Source organism: Nonomuraea antri (assembly GCF_013283785.1).
Taxonomy (GTDB): Bacteria; Actinomycetota; Actinomycetes; order Streptosporangiales; family Streptosporangiaceae; genus Nonomuraea; species Nonomuraea antri.
The window spans coordinates 1-22857 of record NZ_JABCPZ010000086.1 but is presented as its reverse complement, the minus strand read 5'-3'; the positions used below and the strand labels follow the sequence as shown (position 1 = coordinate 22857).

Below are 22857 nucleotides of genomic sequence, written 5' to 3'. Positions count from 1 at the left end.
ATGGACGTGTTGGGCATCGACATCGGCGGCTCCGGCATCAAGGGCGCGCCCGTGGACACCACGGCCGGCCGGCTCACCCAGGAGCGCCTGCGCATCCCCACCCCGCACCCGGCCAAGCCCGAACCCGTCGCCGACGTGGTACGGCAGATCGCCAAGCACTTCTCCTGGGACGGCCCGGTCGGCATCACCTTCCCCGGCGTGGTGGCCGACGGGGTGGTGCTGACGGCGGCGAACGTCCACCACTCGTGGATCGGCGTGCCCGCCGCCGAGCTGTTCGACGACGCGGTCGTGCTCAACGACGCCGACGCGGCCGGGACGGCGGAGCTGGCCTTCGGCACCGGCGCGGGCCGGCGCGGGACGGTGCTGATGCTGACGTTCGGCACCGGCATCGGCAGCGCGCTGTTCGTCGACGGGACCCTGGTGCCGAACACCGAGCTGGGCCACCTCCAGCTCCGCGGCAAGGACGCCGAGCTGCGCGCCTCCGACCGGGCCCGCGAGGAACACGACCTGAGCTGGGAGAAGTGGGCCCAGCGGGTGGAGGAGTACCTGCGGCACGTGGAGATGCTGTTCTCGCCCTCGCTGATCATCATCGGCGGCGGGGTGAGCAAGAAGGCGGACAAGTTCCTCGGCCACGTCAACATCGACACCCCCGTCGTGCCCGCCGAGCTGCGTAACGAGGCCGGCATCATCGGCGCCGCGCTCTGCGCCGCCCGGCGCCGCTGACTCCGATCCATCACGCCGGGCCGGGGGTCCGGCCGGTATGGAACAGTTGGCTGGCCGAGATCTTGACCGGGGTGATGGCCGCTCCTACCCTCCAGGCGACAATGCCCTCGGAGCTCCACCGCACGGCTCGCGCCGCCGCCTCACCCAGTCGTCCCGGCGAGCGGGCCGGGCGCGACAGGGAAGGAGCATCGTGACACCCCGCACGAGATCGGCACTCGCGTTCATGGCCGCGGCGAGCATCGTCCTGGCCGTCCTGCCCGCGCAGCCCGCCACCGCGGACGCGCCGGCCACGATCTGGGCCTCCGGCAACTACAACGGCCGCGTCCAGATCGACGTCACCGAGTCGAACGGCGTCTACGTCCTGGCCGACCCCACCCGCCCGGGCGTGCGCTGCGTCGGGCCCGACGGCCGGGCGCTCGTCATCGACCCCGGCCACATCGGCACCCCCCAGTACTACGAGCTGGTGGCGGCCTGCGTGGACGTGTTGTACGGCGTCCAGCGCATGTGGGACATGCTGCGTCACTGGCTGGGCCGCAACGGCATCGACGGCAACGGCCGCGGCGTGCCCGCCCGGGTCGGCACGCGGCCGGGCACCCCGTACAACCCGAGTTTCGTCGACTTCCCGCGTGGCTCCGACGGGCGCTACCCCGTCGCCGTCGACCTGGTGGCCCACGAGTACGGCCACGTGATCTTCCGCACCACGCCGGGCGGCGCCGGTTCCGGCAACGAGAGCGGCGGGCTCAACGAGGGGACCGGGGACATCTTCGGCGCGCTCACCGAGCACTACGCCAACAACCCGAACGACCCGCCCGACTACCTGGTCGGCGAGGAGGTCGCCACGTACGGCGGCCGCCCGCTGCGCAACATGTACAACCCGAGCGCGCTGGGCCACCCGAACTGCTACTCGGCCTCGATCCCGAACACCGAGGTGCACGCCGCGGCAGGCCCGCTGAACCACTGGTTCTACCTGCTGGCAGAGGGCAGCGAGCCGGGCGGCGGCAAGCCGTCCAGCCCGGTCTGCACCGGCGGGTCCGCGCCCGTGGTCGGCATCGGGATCCGGCAGGCCGGCCAGATCTTCATGGCCGCGCTGAACCGCAAGACCTCCGGCTGGCGCTACGCCGGCGCCAGGAAGTCCGCGGTGGAGGCGGCCGCGCAGCTGTTCGGCCAGGGCAGTCCCGCGTGCGCCACCACGAAGGCGGCCTGGAGCGGGGTCAGCGTGCCCGCGCAGCCGGGCGAGGCGGGGTGCGGCATCATCGGCGAGCCCTACTCCGCCGCCGTCAGCCCGTCGTCGGTCACCCTGCCACCCGGCGGCGCGGCCACCGCGACCATCATCACCTCGGGGTCCGATCCGCAGACGCTGACCCTGTCGGCCCGGGGCCTGCCGAGCGGCTGCACCATCACGTTCAGCCCGGCGGCGATCCCCGTCGGCCATTCGTCGGTGCTGACCATCGTCTGCGGCCCGGCGACGCCGCCGGGGACGTACCAGATCACCGTCAACATCGACTCGCCGTGGGACGACAGGACCCTCACCCTCCTGCTCATCGTGGCGCCGGAGGGCTGAGCACCGGCCTCTGGGCGCGGCGCGCGGATATTGGGATGCGGGACGGCGACACGGTCGGGCAACATGGGCGGTTGGCTCCGGGGCCGCGGGGCTCAAATATCCTGAAAGCAGTATGGGAACGCCTTCGTTGTCCTCTCCATTCACCGAGCTCCAAGCCCGCCTGCCCGAGCTGATGCCGCGCGACCAGCGGCGGCTGCGGCGCAGGCTCGACGGCGTGCGCAGAGTCCGCTCGCGCGAGGCCCGCGACAAGATCGCCGCGGAGATCCTCGCCGACGTGGAACGCGCCGAGCAACGACTGGCCAGGCGCCGCGACGCCGTCCCGACCGTGAGCTATCCGGAGAACCTGCCGGTCTCCCAGCGCAAGGACGACCTCCTCGAGGCCATCCGCGATCACCAGGTGGTGATCATCGCCGGCGAGACCGGCTCCGGCAAGACCACCCAGATCCCCAAGATCTGCCTGGAGCTGGGCCGCGGCGTGCGCGGGCTCATCGGCCACACCCAGCCGCGCCGCATCGCCGCCCGCACGGTCGCCGAGCGCATCGCCGAAGAGCTGGGCACCGAGCTCGGCCAGGTGGTCGGCTACAAGGTGCGCTTCACCGACCAGGCGAGCGACCGCACCCTGGTCAAGCTGATGACCGACGGCATCCTGCTGGCCGAGCTGCAGAACGACCGGCTGCTGGAGCAGTACGACACGCTGATCATCGACGAGGCGCACGAACGCAGCCTCAACATCGACTTCATCCTCGGCTACGTCAAGCAGCTCCTGCCCAGGCGCCCCGACCTCAAGGTCATCATCACCAGCGCCACCATCGACCCCGAGCGCTTCTCACGGCACTTCGACGACGCGCCGATCGTCGAGGTCTCCGGCCGCACCTACCCGGTCGAGGTCCGCTACCGGCCGCTCGACGAGGACGACGACCAGACCCAGGGCATCGTCGACGCCTGCCGGGAGCTGATCACCGAGGGCCCCGGAGACATCCTGGTCTTCCTGTCCGGCGAGCGCGAGATCCGCGACGCCGCCGACGCGCTGACCAAGGCCGACCTGCGCAACACCGAGATCCTGCCGCTCTACGCCCGGCTGAGCGCCGCCGAGCAGCACCGCGTCTTCCAGCGCCACACCGGCCGCCGCGTCGTGCTGGCCACCAACGTGGCCGAGACCTCGCTGACCGTCCCCGGCATCAAGTACGTGGTCGACCCCGGTTTCGCCCGCATCTCCCGCTACAGCCACCGCACCAAGGTGCAGCGGCTGCCCATCGAGGCGATCTCGCAGGCCAGCGCCAACCAGCGCAAGGGCCGCTCCGGCCGCACGTCCGACGGCGTCTGCATCCGGCTCTACGAGGAGGAGGACTTCCTCGGCCGGCCCGAGTTCACCGACCCGGAGATCCTGCGCACCAACCTGGCCTCGGTCATCCTGCAGATGACCTCGATCGGGCTGGGCGACATCGAGGCGTTCCCGTTCGTCGAGCCGCCCGACCGCCGCCAGGTCAAGGACGGCGTCAGCCTGCTGCACGAGCTGGGCGCGTTCGACGCCCAGGGCCAGCTCACCCCGATCGGCCGCAAGCTGGCCGGCCTGCCCGTCGACCCGCGCCTGGGCCGCATGGTCATCGAGGCGGAGAAACACGGCTGCCTGCGCGAGGTCATGGTCATCGTGGCCGCGCTGTCGATCCAGGACCCGCGCGAACGCCCGGCCGACAAGCAGCAGCAGGCCGACGAGAAGCACCGCCGCTTCGCCGACCCCGAGTCCGACTTCCTGGCCTACCTCAACCTCTGGAACTACCTGCGCGAGAAGCAGCAGGAGCTGTCCTCCAGCGCCTTCCGCCGGCTGTGCAAGGCCGAGTTCCTCAACTACCTGCGCGTACGCGAGTGGCAGGACATCTACAGCCAGATTCGCCAGACCCTCGGCGCCCAGCCGAACAGCAGCCCGGCCGACCCCAGGCAGGTGCACGAGTCGCTGCTGGTGGGCCTGCTGTCGCACGTCGGCGTCAAGGACGTCCTGGACAAACAGCGCCCCGCCGAGGGCCGCCGCCCGATCCAGGAGTACATCGGCGCGCGCAACGCCCGCTTCGCCATCTTCCCCGGCTCCACGCTGGCCAAGAAGCAGCCGCAGTGGGTCATGTCGGCCGAGCTGGTCGAGACGTCCAGGCTGTGGGCCAGGGTCAACGCCAAGATCGAGCCCGACTGGGTCGAGCCGCTGGCCCAGCACCTGGTCAAACGCACCTACTCCGAGCCGCACTGGGAGAAGAACCAGGGCGCGGTGATCGCGCTGGAGAAGGTCACGCTCTACGGCGTGCCGCTGGTGGTCGGCCGCAAGGTCAACTACGGCCGCATCGACCCCGACCTGTCGCGCGAGCTGTTCATCAGGCACGCCCTGGTCGAGGGCGACTGGGACACCCACCACCAGTTCCTGAAGGCCAACAGGAGGCTGCTGGAGGAGGTCGAGGAGCTGGAGAACCGGGCCCGCCGCCGCGACATCCTGGTCGACGACGAGGCCCTGTACGACTTCTACGACCAGCGGGTGCCCGCCGACGTGGTCTCGGCCCGCCACTTCGACGCCTGGTGGAAGAAGGCCAGGCACGAGCAGCCCGAGCTGCTCACGTTCTCGCCGGAGATGCTGGTCAACGAGGGCGCCGACATCAGCGCCCGCGACTACCCCGACGCCTGGAAACAGCTCGGCCAGCGGATGAAGCTGACCTACCAGTTCGAGCCGGGCACCAACGCCGACGGCGTGACCGTGCACGTCCCGCTGCAGGTGCTCAACCAGGTCAGCGCCGACGGCTTCGACTGGCAGATCCCCGGCCTGCGCGAAGAGCTGATCACCGCGTTGATCCGCGCGCTGCCCAAGCACCTGCGGCGCAACTTCGTGCCCGCGCCCAACTACGCCAAGCAGGTGCTCGCCGGGGTGAAGCAGGGCGGCGAGCCGCTGCTGGAGGCGGTGGAGCGCGAGCTGCTGCGGCTGACCGGCGTACGCGTCCCGCACGACGCCTGGCAGCTCGACCAGGTGCCCGACCACCTGCGCATCACGTACCGGATCATCGACGAGCGCAAGCGCACGGTGGCCGAGGACAAGGACCTCGACGCGCTCAAGCGCCGCCTGGCCCCGCGCCTGCGCAAGACGCTGTCGGAGGCCGGCGACGACCTGGAGCGCACCGGCCTGCGCACGTGGAGCTTCGGCACCCTGCCCAAGGTGTTCGAGCAGGGCCGGATGAAGGGCTACCCGGCGCTGGTCGACGCCGGCGACTCGGTGTCCGTCAAGATCTTCGAGACGCAGGCCGAGCAGCGCCGCTCCCACTGGACCGGCACCCGCCGCCTGCTGCTGCTGAACGTCACCAACCCGGCCAAGTCGCTGCTCGGCGGCCTGTCGAACCAGGCCAAGCTGGCACTGTCACGCAGCCCGCACGGCGGCGCGGTGGCGCTGTTCGACGACGTGGTCAACGCGGCCGTCGACAAGCTGACCCACGACGCGGGCGGCCCGGCCTGGGACCCGGTCGGCTTCGACCGCCTCTACCAGCACGTCCGCGCCCACCTGTACGACACGGCGGCGGACGTCCTGGGCCGGGTCGAGCAGATTCTCAGCGTCTGGCACACGATCGGCTCCGGCCTGGCGTCCATGCGCGCCGGCGCCTCCACCGACGACATCCGCGACCAGCTCGGCAAGCTCGTCTACCCCGGCTTCGTCACCGCCACCGGCCAGCGCCGCCTCCCGGACGTGCTGCGTTACCTGCGGGCCATCGAACGCCGTCTCACCAAGCTCCCCGAGGAGCCGTGGCGCGACGTCGAATGGATGGACCGGGTCCACAAGGTCGAGGACGACTACCACGACCTGCTGCAGAAGCTGCACCCGGCCAGGCGGTCCGACCCCGACGTGCTGGAGATCCGCTGGATGATCGAGGAGTTGCGGGTGAGCTTCTTCGCCCAGACGCTCGGCACGCCCACGCCGGTCTCGGAGAAGCGCATCGCCAAGGCGATGGAGAAACTCACACCGTAGGTGGGCCTCTTGGTCCGGGGGGTCAGGTGGCGCGGGTCCCTCGGTCCGGGGTCAGGTGGCGCGGGTTCTGAAGGCGGAGGTGTCGAGGTCGACGCCGACCGGCTCGGGCAGCCGCAGCACCGCCCCCACGGGCACCCGCGTCGCGGCCCGGTAACCGCCGTCCGCGGGCTCGTGGTGCACGGTGACGGACGCGGGCTCGGCGACGGGGTCGATGACCAGGCAGACCGGCACGCCGCCCCGGGCGTACAACCGGGGCCGCTGGTCGCGGTCACGCTCCGCGGTGCCGGGCGCGACCACCTCGGCCACCATGATCACGCCGGTGGACGTCAGTTCGGCATCGGGTGACAGCGGGCAGCCGAGCGGCCAGAGCACGAAGGCGGGCGTCACGCCGACGCCGGCGGGCTCGACGCGCACGTCCACGGTGCCGATCGCGGCCCGCCACCCGCGTTCCCTGCGCAGCGTCCGCAGCGCGTCACCCAGGTTCGACGCGATCCACAACCGCCCGGGACCGCCGGGCGGAAGCAGGATCATCTGCGAGATGTCGGGCAACGGCCCGGACAATTCCTCGGGAATGCCGAACACGTTCATGGGTCAGTCCTTGACGATCGCGGAGGTGTCGAGCGTGACGCCGACCGGGCCGGGAAGAGCCAGCGGCTCACCCACCGCCACGGTGGTCACGACGCGGTAGGCGCCCCCGTCGGGGTGGCGGTACAGCGTGAGGGTGGCCGGCGTCGCGATGGGGTCGACGACCAGCAGGATGGGCACGCCGCCCTGCGCGTAGACCGCCGGCTTGTCCCGGCGGTCCTGGTGGGTGCTGTCCTCGTCGACGACCTCGGCCGCCATGATCAGGCCCGAGGCCATCAGCTCCCGGCCCGCCCGCCGGGGGCAGCCGGGGGGAGCTAGCACGAGATCGGGCAGCGCGTCGAACAGCTCTCTGGCGGTGCGTGGCAGCCGCCCGCCGGGGACGGCCCGAAGATGGGCGGGCGCCGTCGTGGTCGTGGTCATGTCCCTCCGTGCTCGTGCGGGCACGGGGAGTATTTCACCGTCTCTTGGGTGTGCGCAGGCCGTTTCCAGGAGAGGGCCACCCCGCCCCGAGGGCGAGGTGGCCCGCTCGGCGGCGGTCAGGCCGGGACGCTGGAGATGTCCCTGTCGTAGAAGCGGTGGCCCGCCACCGCGCCGGCGAAGGCGTCCGCGATGTCGTCGCCGGTGATCACCCCGACGTCGTTCGGCAGTTGTGCGGCCTCCAGCAGCCGCGTGCCCGAGCCCACCGCGCCGATCGCCTTCTGGTGCTTGAAGGCCTCCCTGACGAAGAACACGGCGCGGCCCATCGAGGCCAGTGCCGCGCCGTCCGCCGCCACCACCGCGTCGTAGATGACCGAGTTGGCCGCCGACAGCTGGCGGTCCACGGTGGTGTCGCCGACCAGGCCTTCGTGCGGCGCCACGACCTCGCAGATGGCGCCCCGGCCCTCCAGGTCCAGGCGCAGGGCGCGGACGGCGACCGCGTCCGTCCCGTCGCCCATGAGGATGGCGATCTTGCGGGTGGCCACGCTCTGCGGCTGGTTCGTCATGCTGAGCGCGGGCGAGGTGTCGGCGTGCACCGGCTCGCCGGACGGCACGGGCAGGCCGAGGCCCTCGGCGACCTGGGCGGCCAGGTCCGGGTGGATCTTGGCCAGGTGCTTGACCACGCCTTCCTTGATCGGCTTGCGCTCGACGTGGCCGAGCTCGAACAGGTAGGCCGCGACGATGTGCTTCTTCTCCCAGTCGGCCATGCTGTTCCAGAAGAGCGTGGCCTGGCTGTAGTGGTCCTCGAAGCTCGGGCTGCGCTTGCGGATCTTGGTGCCGTCGACCTTCTCCTGGTAGTGCTGGTAGCCGTCGCCGAAGGCGGGGCAGCCGCCGCTGATGGAGTTCAGCGCGTAGCTGGTGCGGCTCTCGTGGATCATGTGCTGGTGGAAGCCGTCGCGCTGGTCGTTGCGTACCTCGGCGATCGGCCGGTTGATCGGGATCTGTGGGAAGTTGGGCCCGCCCAGCCGCAGGAGCTGCGTGTCCAGGTACGAGAAGTTCCTGGCCTGCAGCAGCGGGTCGTTGGTGAAGTCGATGCCGGGCACCACGTTCGCGGTGTGGAAGGCGACCTGCTCGGTCTCGGCGAAGAAGTTCTGCGGGTTGCGGTTGAGCGTCATCTTGCCGATCGGCCGCAGCGGCACCTGCTCCTCGGGGATGATCTTGGTGGCGTCGAGCAGGTCGAAGTCGAAGTCGTGCTCGCGCGACTCGGGCACGAGCTGCACGCACAGCTCGTACTCGGGGTAGACGCCGCGCTCGATGGCCTCCCACAGGTCGCGCCGGTTGAAGTCCGGGTCGTTGCCCTGCACGCGCAGCACCTCGTCCCAGACCAGCGAGTACGTGCCCAGCACCGGACGCCAGTGGAACTTGACGAACGTGCCCTGACCGGAGGCGTTCACGAAGCGGAAGGTGTGGACGCCGAAGCCCTGCATCATCCGGTAGCTGCGCGGGATGGCCCGGTCGGACATCAGCCACATGATCATGTGCAGTGTCTCGGGCTGCATCTGCACGAAGTCCCACAGGGTGTCGTGCGCCGACTGCGCCTGCGGGATCTCGTTGTGCGGCTCGGGCTTGACCGAGTGCACGAAGTCGGGGAACTTGATGCCGTCCTGGATGAAGAAGACGGGCATGTTGTTGCCGACCAGGTCGTAGTTGCCCTGCGTGGTGTAGAACTTGGTGGCGAATCCGCGCACGTCGCGTACGGTGTCGGCGGAGCCGCGCGAGCCCGCGACGGTCGAGAACCGCACGAACACCGGCGTCTTCACGGCGGGGTCGTTGAGGAAGGCGGCGCTGGTGAGGTCCGGCAGCGGCTCGTAGACCTGGAAGTAGCCGTAGGCGCCGGCGCCGCGCGCGTGCACCACGCGCTCGGGGATGCGCTCGTGGTCGAAGCGGGTGAGCTTCTCGCGGAAGTGGAAGTCCTCCATGATCGTCGGACCGCGCACGCCCGCCTTCAGCGAGTTGTCGGTGTCCTCGACGCGGATGCCCTGGTCGGTGGTCATCTTCAGGTCGTCGAGCGGGATCCGGTAGGCGTCGAGCTGCCGGTCCTTGGCTTCACGATCGTCTGGCATGAAAAATCCCCTTTTGATGGCATTTATTGGAGCTAGTGCCCGGTCGAGTGATTCGAAACGGCTCGGTAGAGTGTTGGGCCGATCGAATGGGGGTTTTCGTGATCAAGGCCGTGGTGTTCGACGTCGGTGAGACGCTCATCGACGAGACCCGCATCTGGACGCGCTGGGCCGCCCGCCTGGGCGTGAGCCCGTTCGTGCTCATGGGCGCGCTCGGCGGCATGGCCGCGCTCGACCGCTCCCACCAGGACGCCTTCCGCCTCATCCGCCCCGGTTTCGACCTGCGGGCGGAGGAGGCCGCCTGGGTCCGCGACGAGCCGGACAGCCTGCGCAACAACTTCGACGCCGACGACCTCTACCCCGACGTGCGCCCGGCGCTGTCGGCCATCCGCGCGGCCGGATACCAGGTCATCGTGGCCGGCAACCAGCCCAGCCGGGCCTACGACCAGCTCCTGGCCATGGACCTGCCGGCCGACTCGATCCACACCTCCGAGGGCTGGGGCGTGGCCAAGCCCGCGCCCGAGTTCTTCGCCAGAGTGGCCGAGATCGCCGGCCGCGAACCCGGCGAGATCCTGTACGTCGGCGACCGGCTGGACAACGACGTGCTCCCGGCCGGCAAGGCGGGCATGCGCACGGCGTTGCTGCGCCGGGGCCCGTGGGGCTTCCTGCACGCCGAGCGCGCGCAAGCGGCGGCCGCCGACGTGATCGCCGACGACCTGCACGCCCTGCTGCCTGCTCTGTCGCGCCTTACGTGAGCTCGTCATCGGGATCGACCCGGACGGCGCGCTCCTCCGCCGACAGGTCGCTCTCCGCCTGGAGGCTCCCGGTGTCGCTGCCCCAGTCCGTCGCGATGGCCTCGCCCTCGTGGTCGGGCTCCAGGCCCTCGTCCGGCTCGGTCAGGCGGTGCTGGGGGCGGGGTTCGTGGAGTTTGTCCGGAGCCTCGCGCCGCAGCCGCTCGTCCAGCGTGTCGCGGTGCTGGGGGTCGTCCTCGGCGATCTCGTGGTTGAGCCCGAGGTCGTCGGTGAACTCCGCCACCTCGATCTCCTGCTCGTCCGCCATGCCGTATCGGTCCGGAGGTTTTTCGGTCATACGCGCCCCCTACCCAGCGAGTGGCCCGAAATCCTAGGACTTGGCCTGCCTTAGGGCCTCCGCTAGCTCTTCCTTGCCCATCTGGGACCTGCCGGGGATGTCGGCCCGCTTGGCCTGCTCGTACAGCTCGGCCTTGGACTGCTGCGGGACCAGCGCGCGCAGCTCTTCCGCGCGGCGCTCGGCGAAGGCCTCGCCGAGCTCGCGCAGGCCCTTCTCGCCGACCGCCTTGGCCAGCTCGGGCAGGAGCTTGGTCTCCTCCTCCTCGACGTGGTGGCCGACCGACTCGATCAGCTTGTCCAGCGTCTCGTCGAACGCGCGCGTGCCGGGCTCGGCCCTGACCAGCGCGTCGAGCAGGATCTCGGCCTCCTTGTGCTCCTCCAGTTCGTGGTGCGCGTCGATGCCGGGGTAGACCCGGTCCTCCTCGGCGCGGGCGTGGGCGATCAGGAGGGCGTGCAGCTCGCGTACGAGTGCCTTCTGCTCGCCCTCCCGCTTGCGCAGCCGCTCGAAGAGGGATTCCACGGTGCGGTGGTCATGGGTGATGAGGGTGATGACGTCCGTTGCCATGGCGGCCACCGCTACCCGCCGGGTCAGCGTCCAATCGCCGCGCCCACCAGGGAACGCGGGTCGGCGGCCCCGGCCAGCATCCCGTCGGGACGGACGTCGATCAGGTGCGCGTGGCCGAACGCGCTCCCGTACGGCAGCGCGCCGACCGGGTGCCCGAGCGCCGACAGCCCGTTCGACCAGGTCGTCCCCTCTTCCAGCTGGACGACCGTCTCGTCCGGCGTGTGCCAGGTGTCGAACCCGGTGCCGCCGACGCCCAGCTTCCAGCGGGGCGCGGAGATCGCCTGGCCCGGCGTCTCGCCGTACTTCAGCAGCCGGGTGATGACCTGCAGCAGGATCTGCGGCTGCGCGTCGCCGCCCATGGTGCCGACCACCGAGCGCAGCGAACCGTCGTAGCGCGTGATCAGCGCCGGGGTCAGCGTGTGCGGCGGACGGCGGCCCGGGCCGTACTCGGCCGGATGGCCGGGCTCCAGGGAGAAGCCGATGCCCCGGTTGTGCAGGTTGATCCCGGTGTTCGGCTCGAACAGCATGCTGCCGAAGCCGGAGGCGTTCGACTGGATGAGGGACACGCCCATGCCGTCGCCGTCCACCGCGCACAGGTACGTGGTGTCGCCGTCGGCGGCCGGGCCGCGGACGCGCAGCCGCGAGGTGGGGTCGATGAGCGCCCGCCGCCGGACGATCTCCTCGGCCGCCAGCAGGTCCTTGGCGTCCTCGTGCAGCAGGGCCAGCCGGTCGTGCCCGGCGATCCTGGCCGCCTCGGCCAGCAGATGCGCCCACGACGGGTGCCGCGGCGACTCGGGCAGGTCGAGCCCGTCGACGATGCCCAGCGACATGAGCAGCAGGTATCCCTGCGAGTTCGGCGGCATCGACCAGACGTCGTGGCCGAACGCGCGCACCCGCAGCGGCTCGACCCAGTCGGCGTTCCGCGCGGCGAGATCGGCCTCGGTGTACTCGCCCTGGCCGAGCTCGATCAGGCCCCGGCCGAACTCGCCCAGGTAGAAGCCGTCACGTCCGGTCTCGGCGATCGCCCGCAGCGCCCTGGCCACGCCCGGCCTGGTCACCCGGTCGCCCGCGGTGACGGCCGCCGCGAAGTCTTCGCCGCCCGGCCGCTGGGCCGCGACCAGCGCGCCGGGCAACATCAGCGGCGAGGCGGGGAACCCGTCGGCGGCCAGCCTGATCGCCGGTGCGAGCAGGTCGGCCAGCGGGAGTCGGCCGTACCTGGCGTGCAGGGCGAGCCAGCCGTCCACGCAGCCGGGCACCGGCACGGACCTGACGTCGTGCAGGTGCGGCATGCGCTGATGGCCCTGAGCGCGCAGCCGGGCGGGATCCGCGCCGGAGCCCGCCCGGCCCGAAGCGTTCAACGCGGTCACGGAACCGTCGTGGACCAGCGCGAACAGGTCGCCGCCCAGCCCGCACATGTGCGGCGCGGTGACGGCGAGCACGGCGTTGGTGGCGATGGCCGCGTCCGCGGCCGACCCGCCACGCTCCAGCATCGCGATCCCGGCGGACGAGGCCAGGTGATCGACGCTGCACACCATGCCAGAGGGGGCGTATCTGGTGTTATGCACCTTCAGAGGGTACGGCTCGGCGCCGCGCGCACAAGCCCGCGACGCCGATTACCAGGTGATCCACAGCGATGCCGGCCAGGAGGCCGCCAGACGACCGTCAGGCGGCCGTCTCCAGGCTGGGACGCAGCCCGGCGGCCTGCCTGACCGACTGGCCGGTGAGCCTGGCCAGCGCGACGGCGGCGACCAGCGTGGCGGCCACACAGGCCACGCCGCCGATCTCCAGCGACAGACGGGGGCCGAAGGTGTCGCTGAGCCAGCCGAGCAGCGGACCGCCCAGCGCGCCCGCGCCCGCAGAGACGATGCCCAGCGCGGCGATGACCCGGCCGCGCATCTCGTCCGGGCTGTCGAGCTGGGCCCGGGCCGAGACGGTGGTGTCGATGACCACGGCGCCGGCCGCGATCGGCAACATCAGCGCGGCGAAGGCGCCCAGCCCGGGCATCAGGCCGCTCAGCGCCTGCGCGACACCGGTCAGGAACGCGGTGATCAGCAGCAGCCTGATCGTCAGGTGCGGCCTGGACGCGGCCAGGAAGCCGCCCACGACCGTGCCCACCGCGAACACGGTGGACAGGAGGCCGTAACCGGCCGCGCCGCCCTGCAGCGGTCCCGCGCTCATCGCGGCCATGGTGACCTGGTAATTACGGCCCAGGCTGCCCAGCACCAACGACAGCGCCAGCACCACCAGCAGCCACGGGGTCCGCAGCACGTACCGCAGGCCGGCGACCACCGCGCCCGGCTGCCGCTCGGAGACGGCGAGCACGTGGAACTCCTCGCGGCGCATGAGCGCGAGCGCGCCGATGACCGCGAAGAACGTGGCGGCGTTGATCAGGAACAGGCCGCCCTGCCCGGTGAACGGCAGGATCACCCCGGCCAGGCTCATGCCCAGGATGCGGCCGGCCGAGTTCAGGATCGAGCCCAGCGCCATCGCGTTGGGCAGGTCGGCGGGCGGCACCACCTCGGCGCCGAACCGGCCGAGCGCGGGACCGCCCAGGGCGGAGACCACGCCACCGGCCAGCGCGACCGCGTAGATCGGCAGGAGGGAGTCGACACCCGTGAAAGCGATGAACGCCAGCACGGCCGCCAGCGCCGCCTGCGCGAGCTGCGCGGCGACCACGACCGGACGGGTGGGCAGCCGGTCCGCCAGCGCCCCGCCCCACATGCCGAGCAGCAACGTGGGCAGAGCCTGCATGACCAGGCTGAGCCCGACGCTGGTGGCCGAGCCCGTCATCGTGAGAATGAGCCAGTTGACGCCCAGGACCTGCATCCAGGTGCCGGTCACGGAGACGATGTCCGCGCCTGCCCAGAGCCGGTAGTTGTGATGACGGAGGGCGCGGAACGTGGAGGATGTCGGAGACAAATCTTGTCCTTGCCTTGAAGGTGCAGCCGGGGGATAAACACGCTGCTCCCGGGAACGGATTCCGGTTTGACCGTATTGTGAGGCAAGACACGTTTTATCCCGATTTATCCGGGAAAATGGGGCGTTTGCGGGATGCCTGCCCGAGGCTGGCTCGGGCAGAGGGAAGGCCATGAAGCGTTTCTTCAAGCTCGTCGTGGCGCGATGGCTGGCGCGTACGCCGTACGGACTGGCGATCCTGGGGCTGGGGTGGCTGCTGGGACGCAGGCGCCGCCGGCGCATGCAGCACAGGGACCATCACCGGCAGCACCAGCGCGAGACCGTGCGGGCCGGCCGCCGCTGACAGCCGAGACGTCTCAGACCGGTTCGAGTGGCCGGTCCCGGCTCACCAGCGCGGCGTAGCGGCCCGCGCGGGCCATCAGCTCCTCGTGGGTGCCGCGCTCGGCCACCCTGCCCCCGTCGAGCACCGCGATCTGGTCGGCGTCGCGGACCGTGGACAGGCGGTGCGCGATCGTGATCGTGGTACGGCCGCGCGCCAGCGTGTCCAGCGCCTCCTGCACGGCCAGCTCGGTCTGGGTGTCGAGCGCGCTGGTGGCCTCGTCCAGGACCAGCACCGGCGGGTCGCGCAGCAGCGTGCGGGCGATGGCCAGCCGCTGCTTCTCGCCGCCCGAGAATCGGTAGCCGCGCTCGCCCACCAGCGTGTCGTAGCCGTCCGGCAGCGCGGCGATGTGCTCGTGGATGCGGGCCGCGCGGGCCGCCGCGACCAGCTCCTCGTCGGTGGCGTCCGGCTTGGCGAAGCGCAGGTTGTCCGCGATCGAGGCGTGGAACAGGTACGTCTCCTGCGACACCACGCCGACCGCGTCGCTCAGCGACTCGAACGTCAGGTCCCGGACGTCCACGCCGTCGATCGTGACCCGGCCGCCGGTGACGTCGTAGAGCCTGGGCAGCAGGTAGCTGAGCGTGGTCTTGCCCGAGCCCGTCTCGCCCACCACGGCCAGGCTGGTGCCCGCGGGCACGGTGAGGTCGACGTCGGTGAGCGTGGGCTCGTCGCCGTAGGAGAACGTGACGCCCTCGTAGCGGACCTCGCCGCGCACCTCGCCCAGCGAACGCCCGCCGGGGTGGATGTCCACCGGCAGGTCGAGGTATTCGAAGATGCGGCCGAACAGTGCCAGCGAGCTCTGCACCTCCACGCCCAGGCGCAGCAGCGACACGGTCGGCCGGAACAGCCCGGCCTGCAGCGTGGTGAACGCCACCAGCGTGCCCACCGAGCTGGCGCCGGTGTGCCCGACGGCCCAGTAGATCAGCGCGGGCATCGCGGCCATGATGATCTGGATCGACGACTGCCGCCAGCGCCCGGCCATGCCGGTGCGCACGCCCAGCTCGGCCAGTTCGTCGGAGGCGGCGGCGAACCGGCCGGTCAGCTCGGGGCCGCGGCCCATGGTCCGGCCCAGCAGGATGCCGCTGATCGACAACGACTCCTGCACCATCGCGGAGATCGCGGCCAGCTTGCGCTGCCGTTCGGCGGTGATGCGCCGGCGCTCGCCGCCGACCTTGCGGCTGATCCACACGAACACCGGCAGCAGCAGGAGCGAGACCGCCGTCAGCCGCCAGTCGAGCACGAGCATGGCGACGATCGAGGCGATCACGGAGGTGAGGTTGGAGACGATCGAGGTGGCGGTGGAGGTGACCACCTGCTGCATGCCGCCGATGTCGTTCGCGATGCGCGACTGCACCTCGCCGGTGCGCGTCCGGGTGAAGAAGGCCAGCGACATGCGCTGCAGGTGCCCGTAGACGGCGGTACGCAGGTCGTGCATGACGCGCTGGCCTACGGTGGTGGAGACCAGCGTCTGCACCACGTCGAACACGCTGGTGGCGACCGCCACCACGATCATGCCGAGCGCCAGCAGCGCGAGCAGCGTGGTGTCCCTGGCCGGGATCGCCGTGTCCAGCACCTCGCGCAGCAGGAACGGCGAGGCCAGCGACACCAGCGACGACAGCAGGATGAGCGCGCCGACCAGGGCGAGCCGCCCGCGGTAGGCGCGGAAGAGCTTGATGATGCGCCCGAGCGGCGCGCGTGGTTCTTCGGCCAAAAGTCAGGCCCCTTTCTGATGTCGGTTCAAAGTTTCAGATGTCCACTCAAACGGAGGTTAGCTCATATTTGTTCCGGCGATAGCCTGGGGGTATGGGAGACGTGGAGCTGCCCGAGCTCTTGCACCTGGTCAGCAAGCGGCTGCGGCACGGTTACGTGCACCGGCTCGGGCCGCTCGGGCTGACGCCGGGCCAGGCGCGGGCGTTGCGCGTGCTCGCCGACGCCGAGCAGCCGCTGCGCATGGTGCGGCTGGCCGAGGAGCTCAGGATCGTCCCGCGTTCGCTCACGCCGGTCATCGACGCGCTGGAGGAGTCGGGGCTGGTGCGCAGGGAGGTCGATCCGGCCAACCGGCGCTCCACGCTGGTGGTGCTCACGTCCGAGGGACGGGCGGCGCACGAGACGGCGCTCGACGCGCGCCGGCAGGCGGGACAGGAGCTGTTCGCGGTCCTGTCGGACGAGCAGCGGGAACAGCTCAAGGAACTGCTGAGCGCGGTCGACGCCCAGTTCAGGTGAGACGCCCGGTTCGGATGCGACGCCCGGTTCGGATGCGACGCCCAGGTCAGGTCGAGTCAGGTCAGGTCAGGTGACAGGCGGGCGGATCACGCCGCCGACCACGGTGGCCAGGCAGGGCGGCCCGGCCAGGAGCGCGGCGTAGGGGTAGCGGCCGCGGGCGTCGTAGACGGCGAAGTCGGCGCGCCCGCCGGGTTCGAGCGTGCCGATCCTGCCCGCGCCCCGATCCATGCCCAGTGCCCTGGCCCCGCCCAGCGTCGCGGCCTCCACCAGCCGGCGATCCAGCCCGCGGGTCCGCAGCCCGCGCTCGCGGGCCAGCACCCTGATCGCGCGCGCCTGCCCCAGCACCCCGCCGCCAGAGGTCCTGCTGCCCGCAGTGCCGAGTGCGATCGGGTTACCTTCGTCCAGCAGGGCGAACGTGTCGATGGTGGGTTCCGCGCAGAGGGCGGCCACCGTCCCGCGCAGCCGCAGCAGCTTGCGCTCGCCCGGGTCGAGCGGCCTGGCGCAGGCCACGTGGCAGTGCGGCCCGAGTATGCCCGCCTCGTCCAGCGCGGCGGGGGAGTGCCGGTCGAGGTCGACGAGCAGGCGCAGCCCGAACGTCCTGGCCAGCACGGCCAGGTCCTCCAGCACCGCCGGGTCGCGCGCGTGCGCGGCGAGACCCACCGCGCAGGGCCGGTCCACCTCGCGGATCGCGGTGATCACCGCGTCGCGCTCGCTGTCCTCCCACGCCTGCTCCGAGCCGCACCCCACCTCCAGGTACGACACCCCGGGCCGCCCGGCGGGACCGGCCGGATCGGCGGCCGAATCGACGGTCAGGTCGGCGGTCAGGGTGGCGTGGGCGATCACCCCGGGCTCCGCGCCCGCCCCGGCGGACCTGGCGTCGACCAGCCCGGCCACGATCATGCCCGGCCAGCGCACCTCCCGCTGGATCGGCAGGCGGGACAGCAGCTCGGCCCGCGGCCCCACCCGCAGCACCCGGCCGCCGCCGACCGCCACGCCCGCGTCGCGGATCGGGTCGGTGCTGATCGGCAACACCAGCGGGGCGGAGTGGAGTTCGACGGGCGCGGGCGCACGCCGGGTCAGGATCGGTCCCGTGCGCTTGGCAGGCGGCATCAGAGCTCCCGTCGGATCTCCCGTTCGCATCCTTTTCGGCATTAAACGTGACGTCTGGGCTGCGGTGCAATGCGTTGGGGCGTCAATCGGCGCCGCGTGAATCCCGGGGCCGGTAACGTCCGGAAAGGCGGGCGAGTTTGAGGCTGAGGTGCAGGGCCAGGCGCTCGCCGCCGTCCTTCAGGTCGGTGCGCGCCAGCTCCTCCACGCGCTGCAGCCGGTAGTACAGCGAGGTGCGGTGCAGCCGCAGCGCGCGCGAGGTGGCGACCGCGCTGCCGGCCAGGTCCAGATACGTCTCCAGCGTCTCCAGCAGCGGCAGGTGCTGCTCGTCGGCCAGCAGCGTTTCGAGCCCCGGGTGCAGCTCCTGGTCGGGCAGGTGGGTGAGCATCCGGTAGACGCCCAGCCGCGCCCACTCGGCCGAGCGGCCCAGCCCGGGCACCCGGGCGATCACCTCGGCCGCGTGCCTGGCCTCCGCGTACGCGCCCGCCGCCTCGGCCAGCGCCGGCCTGGTCCGCCCGACGCCCACCACGACCGGCATGGACATGGCCGCGTGCAGCTCGCCTGGCGGTACCGGCGCCCCGGCGGTGAGCAGCACCGCGTGGTCGTAGCGCACCAGGTGCAGCGGATGGTGGCCGCCCAGCCGGCGGCGCACCGCGAGCAGCCCCTGCTCCAGCGCGAGCCGCAGCCCCTCGTCCGGCTCGGCCGTCACGGGCCTGGCCACCAGGACGCTCACCGCCTGCGCCTGCGGGAAGGCGCCCGCCTCGATGAGCTGACGGGCCGCGTCGCGCTCGCCGAGCAGCAGCCCGGTGACCGCCTCCAGCTCCCGGTGCGAGGCCAGGCCGCTGGCCAGGCTCTCGTGGAACAGGGCCAGGGCCAGCGCGGGCGCGGCGGATCCGGCCTCGGCGATGTCGGCGTCGGACATGGGCGGGCCCTGGTCGATGAACCACAGGAAGCCCTGCAGCCCGTCGGCGTGGCGGATCGGGACGCACACCCGCGGCAGCAGGCCCAGGTGCGGCGCACCGGGGGTGCGCAGCGGGGTCGTGGCGCCGTACACGCCGGCGTCGCGCAGCCACTGGCGCACCTCCGGCGTGGTGTGCCTGCGCAGGATGGAGTCGCGGCGGATGTCGTCCATCGCGCCGCTCTGCTCGCTGTACGCCACCACCCGCTGCAGTCGATCTTCGAGCAGCAGGGGACGGTCGAGACGGACGGCGAGCTCGTCCACGATCCGCTGGAGATCCGCCACAACTACCCCTGTACCTGGATATTTCGACAATTGTCGGAATGGGTGCTACTCGTCTTCCCTACAACTGATCGGTGATCTCCGTCAACAACGTCTATACCGTCAAGCCGTGAATGCCCCGAAGAAGCTGCTCAAGGGGTTGCTGGCGACCTTGATCCTGGTGCCGGTCAGCCTCGTGGCGACCCCCGCTTCCGCAGCACCCCCTGACGATCCCGAGTACCCCTGGCGGCAGAACCACTGGCCGCAGACCCAGCCCTGGCAGCAGGACGCCCCCGAGCAGGCCCAGACCCTGCGGGCGCACCCGCCCGGCGGCATCAAGCCGATCGACCCGCAGAACTGGGAGAACCCCGACCACATGACGTGGGCGGACTACAAGAAGCCGCCCGGCACCAACTGGAACGACCCGAACGCCAAGGGCTCGGTGCGGACGTTCAAGGGCGCGCTGGTGCTGCTCGACTACCCGAACCAGCCGTTCGTGGCCACCCAGCCCAAGGGTTCGACGATCTACGCCAACCCGAGCGCCGAGGCCCACGACATCCCGCGTGAGCAGGTCGCGAAGTTCTACCAGGACTTCCTCAACACCCCGAACGACCTCAACAAGGGTCACACCATCCACGAGTACTGGATGGAGGACTCCGGCGGCCGGATCGGCGTCGACCTGACCGGGTTCGGCCCGTACACGCTGCCGGGCAAGGACCACGAGTACGCCATGGAGCCCGCCTTCAACGGCACCGCGGGCTGCCCGGCAGGGGACGCCTGCAACAAGAACCTGCGCACCGACGGCCGCGCCCTGTGGGTCGGCGCGATCGGCGAGGAGGCCGCCAAGCAGTTCGACTTCATCTTCTACCTGAGCGCCGGCCAGGACGAGTCGTCCACCTGGCAGGAGTTCGGCATGATGAAGTTCCCGAACAAGGAGGCCGTCACCGACGAGTGGGGCCCGCCGGACCCCGCACTGCCCAACTGGCTCAAGACCCGCTACGTCGAATGGTCGTCGTGGCAGGCCGCCTCCAACTTCTGGCCCAACGCCCAGTTCGGCGTCGACTCCGTGCAGGCCGAGAGCTCCGGCATGTCCGTCTACGCGCACGAGCTGAGCCACATCCTGGGCATCGCCGACAACTACAACAACCCGTACGGTGTGCCGCCCAGACGTGCGTACTCCGGCATCTGGGACATGCTCAGCCGCGGCACGTTCAACGGCCCCGGCGGCCCGCACAGCCGCTGGCTGATCCCGCCGACGTCCGGTTCGTCCATGGGCGCCCAGCACATGCTGCGCAACAAGCTGAAGCTGGGCATGGTCGACGAGCAGAACGTGCTCAACCTCAACCGTGACGCGCTGGCCCAGTCCGGCGTCGTGACGGCCAAGGTGACCGCCCGCGTCGCCCAGCCGGGCCCGAACGGCCTGTCCGGCATCAACCTGGCCTTCGGCTCCGGCGACAAGAGCGCGCCCTGCGACTTCCGCACCGACCCGCTGTGCGACGGCGACGCGCAGAACAAGTACGACAACTACACCGTCGAAGTCGTCGACAGGATGGGCACCGACTCCTTCACGCCGGACTCGGGCGTCCTGCTGGCCAAGACCAAGAACGCCGACCGGGCCCCGTTCATCTGGGTGGTCGACGCCAACCCGCAGGACATCGGCATGACCGACTACGTCCTGCCCGACGGCACCAAGGTGCCGATCACCATCGGCGACTACCGCCAGCTGTCCGACGCCCTGTTCCACGCCGGGACGGACTCCGGCAGCGAGTACGAGTACGTCGACGAGGCCAACCGCCTGCACTTCTACGTCACCGACGTCAAGCGCGACCGGCACGGCATCCTGTCCTACACGGTGGCCATCCGCTCGCTCGACGGCGCCGGCCCGCAGAAGCGCGGCGTCAGGCTGCTGCCCGCCGCCGGGATCCCGACCGGCAAGAACCTGTCCACCTGCAAGTTCCCGCTGTTCAACACCGGCAGGGCCGCCCCCGCCCAGGGGCAGCACCCCGAGGACGTCAGCGCCTACCTCAACTCCGACGTCTACCGCCTGACCGCCACGGTCGAGGGCAGGGGCTGGACCGCCCAGCTGCCCAGCGCCCTGGCCGCGGTGGACTTCGGCAGGCACGAGACGGTCGCCGTCAACGCGGTGCGTGACTCCGGCGGCTCCCGCCTGGCCAGGGTCAAGCTCACCGCCACCTCGGAGAGCGACCCGAGCAAGAAGATGACCGCCACCTGTCACGTGATCGGTCTTTAGGTGAACGATGGGGTACGGCTGGCACAGGCCGTACCCCATCGGTTTGAATCTCCTCCATAACCGGGGGCTCCTGGAGGAGGACACGTTTGACGGGGAAGTTACCCGAGCGGCGTCGACGCAGAAGGGTGCCGTTGGCCGCGCCCGTCGCCGCGGGGCTGGCGGCGGCGTCCGCGAGCATCCTGGCCGCGTCCCTGGAGTGGGAGATCCCGACGCTGGCCAAGATCGGCGTCACCGCCGCCGCGGCCGTGCTCGTCGGCCTGACCACCTGGGCCACCACGGAGACGCGGCCCAAGCGCCGCGCGCCCGCCGTCGATCCGGGCGAGCTGCCGCCCGACCACTGGCCGCCCGTGACCGAGCACTTCACCGGACGCCAGGAGGCGCTGGCCGAGCTGCACGAGGTGTTCACCGAGCGCAGGAGGTCCAAGGACCTGTCGCCGTCGCTGGTGGTGTCCCTGTACGGCCGGGGCGGTGTGGGCAAGTCCGCGCTCATGACCAGGTTCGGCCAGGAGGTGGCCCCGTGGTTCCCCGACGGCCGGCTCTACGCCGACCTGCGCGGCGTGGAGGACCCGGTGCGCCCTGAGGAGGTGCTGATCGGGTTCCTGCGCGGCCTCGGCGTGCGCCTGACCACCGACCCCGGCGGCCTGGACGAGCTGCGCAAGCTCTGGCTCACCTGGACCAAGGGCCGCAGGATCCTCATCGGCCTGGACAACGCGCACGACGCCGAGCAGGTCAAACCGCTGATCCCGGCCGAGCCCGGCTGCGCGGTGCTGGTCACCTCCCGCCAGCCGCTGTTCCTCAACGGCACCCGCGACCTGCGCCTGAACGTGCTCACCGAGGCGTACGGCGTGGAGCTGCTGGCCAGGCTCGCCGGCGGCGAGCGGGTGGTCGACGACCTCGACGCGGCCAAGGAGATCGTCAAGACCTGCGACCACCTGCCGCTGGCGATCAACATCTGCGGCGGCCGGCTGGCCACCCGTGAGCAGTGGACCCTGCGCCAGATGGCCGACCGGCTGGCCGACACGCGCCGCCTGCTCGACCAGCTCCAGCTCGCACCCACCGTGGACAAGAGCGTGCGGGCCTCCCTGCAGCTCAGCTACGACGACTGCACCGGCATGCAGCGCCGCCTGCTGCGCCTGCTCAGCCGGCTCACCTCGCCCGACGTGCCCGGCTGGGTGGCCGGCGAGCTGCTCGACATCTCCACGCTCGACGGCGCCGACCAGCTCGAAGCGCTGATCGACGTTCAGCTCGCCGAGTGCTCGGGCGTCGACCAGACCGGGACGATGCGCTACCGGCTGCACGACCTGGTCCGCGTGTTCGCCGCCGAGCTGGCCGACCAGGATGAGGAGGAGCGGCGCCGGGCCGCGCTCGAACGCGTGCTGCACGGCTACCGCCGCCGCGCCGAGGCGGCCGCGCAGAACCGCTGGCCGCAGGACTGGAGCAGGGGCGGCCGCCGCTCCAGCGCCGACGGGCAGACGCAGGCTGGCGACTGGCTCAACGCCGAGCGGCTGTCGCTGCTCGCCATGATCCACCTGGCCGCCCAGCTCGGGCTGTGGGAGCTGACGTGGGGGCTGGCCAGGGCGTTCTGCTCGCTGTGTCACTCGCTGCGTGCGTACTGGGGCGACTGGTCGGCGGCGGCCGAGCTGGCCTGCGAGGCGGCCACCCGTACCGGGGACCGGCGGGCGCTGGCCATCTCGCTGCTGGACCGCGCCGCCGTCCAG

Annotated in this window: 18 protein-coding genes; 8 read left to right on the top strand and 10 right to left on the bottom strand. The window is 71.3% G+C overall.

Going from position 1 to position 22857, the window contains the following annotated elements:
* From ppgK to hrpA, 3 genes are all read left to right on the top strand, one after another.
* Positions 1–723, top strand: a complete 723-nt coding sequence (gene ppgK, locus HII36_RS26420) for a polyphosphate--glucose phosphotransferase (RefSeq protein WP_173525944.1) — start codon at positions 1–3, stop codon at positions 721–723.
* Positions 724–913: 190 nt separating this feature from the next.
* The gene (locus tag HII36_RS26415) at positions 914–2284 is read left to right on the top strand and encodes a M4 family metallopeptidase (protein ID WP_173525943.1); all 1371 of its coding nucleotides are present in this window, start codon (positions 914–916) and stop codon (positions 2282–2284) included.
* A gap of 112 nt (positions 2285–2396) precedes the next feature.
* Complete coding sequence (gene hrpA, locus HII36_RS26410) at positions 2397–6269, top strand: ATP-dependent RNA helicase HrpA (RefSeq protein ID WP_173525942.1); 3873 nt, start codon at positions 2397–2399, stop codon at positions 6267–6269.
* Positions 6270–6320: 51 nt separating this feature from the next.
* Here hrpA and HII36_RS26405 read toward each other — a convergent pair whose 3' ends face one another.
* The 3 genes from HII36_RS26405 to HII36_RS26395 all read right to left on the bottom strand — a co-directional run bounded on the left by HII36_RS26405 (position 6321) and on the right by HII36_RS26395 (position 9394).
* Positions 6321–6857, bottom strand: coding sequence for a Uma2 family endonuclease (locus tag HII36_RS26405; RefSeq protein WP_173525941.1), 537 nt, complete (start codon positions 6855–6857; stop codon positions 6321–6323).
* Between the two features lie 3 nt (positions 6858–6860).
* The gene (locus tag HII36_RS26400) at positions 6861–7274 is read right to left on the bottom strand and encodes a Uma2 family endonuclease (protein WP_173525940.1); all 414 of its coding nucleotides are present in this window, start codon (positions 7272–7274) and stop codon (positions 6861–6863) included.
* Between the two features lie 116 nt (positions 7275–7390).
* Complete coding sequence (locus HII36_RS26395; RefSeq protein WP_173525939.1) at positions 7391–9394, bottom strand: catalase; 2004 nt, start codon at positions 9392–9394, stop codon at positions 7391–7393.
* Between the two features lie 86 nt (positions 9395–9480).
* Between HII36_RS26395 and HII36_RS26390 the strand changes: the two genes are divergently transcribed.
* Complete coding sequence (locus HII36_RS26390) at positions 9481–10146, top strand: HAD family hydrolase (RefSeq protein ID WP_173525938.1); 666 nt, start codon at positions 9481–9483, stop codon at positions 10144–10146.
* Here HII36_RS26390 and HII36_RS26385 read toward each other — a convergent pair.
* The 4 genes from HII36_RS26385 to HII36_RS26370 all read right to left on the bottom strand — a co-directional run bounded on the left by HII36_RS26385 (position 10139) and on the right by HII36_RS26370 (position 13963).
* Positions 10139–10480 carry a DUF5709 domain-containing protein gene (locus HII36_RS26385; protein ID WP_236003884.1) on the bottom strand — a complete coding sequence of 114 codons (342 nt, stop codon included), beginning with the start codon at positions 10478–10480 and terminating at the stop codon, positions 10139–10141. The genes HII36_RS26390 and HII36_RS26385 overlap by 8 nt on opposite strands.
* 33 nt (positions 10481–10513) lie before the next feature.
* A complete protein-coding gene (locus tag HII36_RS26380) occupies positions 10514–11044 on the bottom strand; it encodes a hemerythrin domain-containing protein (protein ID WP_173525937.1) in 531 nt (176 codons plus the stop codon).
* A 23-nt stretch (positions 11045–11067) separates the two neighbouring features.
* Positions 11068–12609: a gamma-glutamyltransferase family protein gene (locus HII36_RS26375; protein WP_173525936.1), complete on the bottom strand. Its 1542-nt coding sequence runs from the start codon at positions 12607–12609 to the stop codon at positions 11068–11070.
* A 97-nt stretch (positions 12610–12706) separates the two neighbouring features.
* Positions 12707–13963 carry an MFS transporter gene (locus HII36_RS26370; RefSeq protein ID WP_217369989.1) on the bottom strand — a complete coding sequence of 419 codons (1257 nt, stop codon included), beginning with the start codon at positions 13961–13963 and terminating at the stop codon, positions 12707–12709.
* A gap of 169 nt (positions 13964–14132) precedes the next feature.
* Here HII36_RS26370 and HII36_RS26365 point away from each other — a divergent pair, with 169 nt between their 5' ends.
* Positions 14133–14303: a DUF6203 family protein gene (locus tag HII36_RS26365; RefSeq protein ID WP_173525934.1), complete on the top strand. Its 171-nt coding sequence runs from the start codon at positions 14133–14135 to the stop codon at positions 14301–14303.
* Positions 14304–14316: 13 nt separating this feature from the next.
* On the opposite strand, the gene HII36_RS26360 is transcribed toward HII36_RS26365, so the two are convergent.
* Positions 14317–16050 (bottom strand): ABC transporter ATP-binding protein, encoded by a 1734-nt coding sequence (locus HII36_RS26360; protein WP_173525933.1) that lies wholly within the window; start codon positions 16048–16050, stop codon positions 14317–14319.
* A 92-nt stretch (positions 16051–16142) separates the two neighbouring features.
* Between HII36_RS26360 and HII36_RS26355 the strand changes: the two genes are divergently transcribed.
* A complete protein-coding gene (locus tag HII36_RS26355) occupies positions 16143–16562 on the top strand; it encodes a MarR family winged helix-turn-helix transcriptional regulator (protein ID WP_173525932.1) in 420 nt (139 codons plus the stop codon).
* 66 nt (positions 16563–16628) lie between these two features.
* On the opposite strand, the gene HII36_RS26350 is transcribed toward HII36_RS26355, so the two are convergent.
* Together HII36_RS26350 and HII36_RS26345 are read right to left on the bottom strand one after the other, a co-directional pair.
* Entirely contained in the window at positions 16629–17672 is a 1044-nt protein-coding gene (locus HII36_RS26350) for an amidohydrolase family protein (protein ID WP_173525931.1), read from the bottom strand.
* Positions 17673–17754: 82 nt separating this feature from the next.
* A complete protein-coding gene (locus HII36_RS26345) occupies positions 17755–18912 on the bottom strand; it encodes a PucR family transcriptional regulator (RefSeq protein ID WP_173525930.1) in 1158 nt (385 codons plus the stop codon).
* A gap of 106 nt (positions 18913–19018) precedes the next feature.
* On the opposite strand from HII36_RS26345, the gene HII36_RS26340 reads away from it, so the two are divergent.
* Both HII36_RS26340 and HII36_RS26335 read left to right on the top strand, forming a co-directional pair.
* Positions 19019–21139, top strand: a complete 2121-nt coding sequence (locus tag HII36_RS26340) for a M6 family metalloprotease domain-containing protein (protein ID WP_328807904.1) — start codon at positions 19019–19021, stop codon at positions 21137–21139.
* Positions 21140–21225: 86 nt separating this feature from the next.
* Positions 21226–22857 (top strand): NB-ARC domain-containing protein (locus HII36_RS26335; protein WP_236003883.1); only part of this gene is annotated, 1632 nt, incomplete at its 3' end.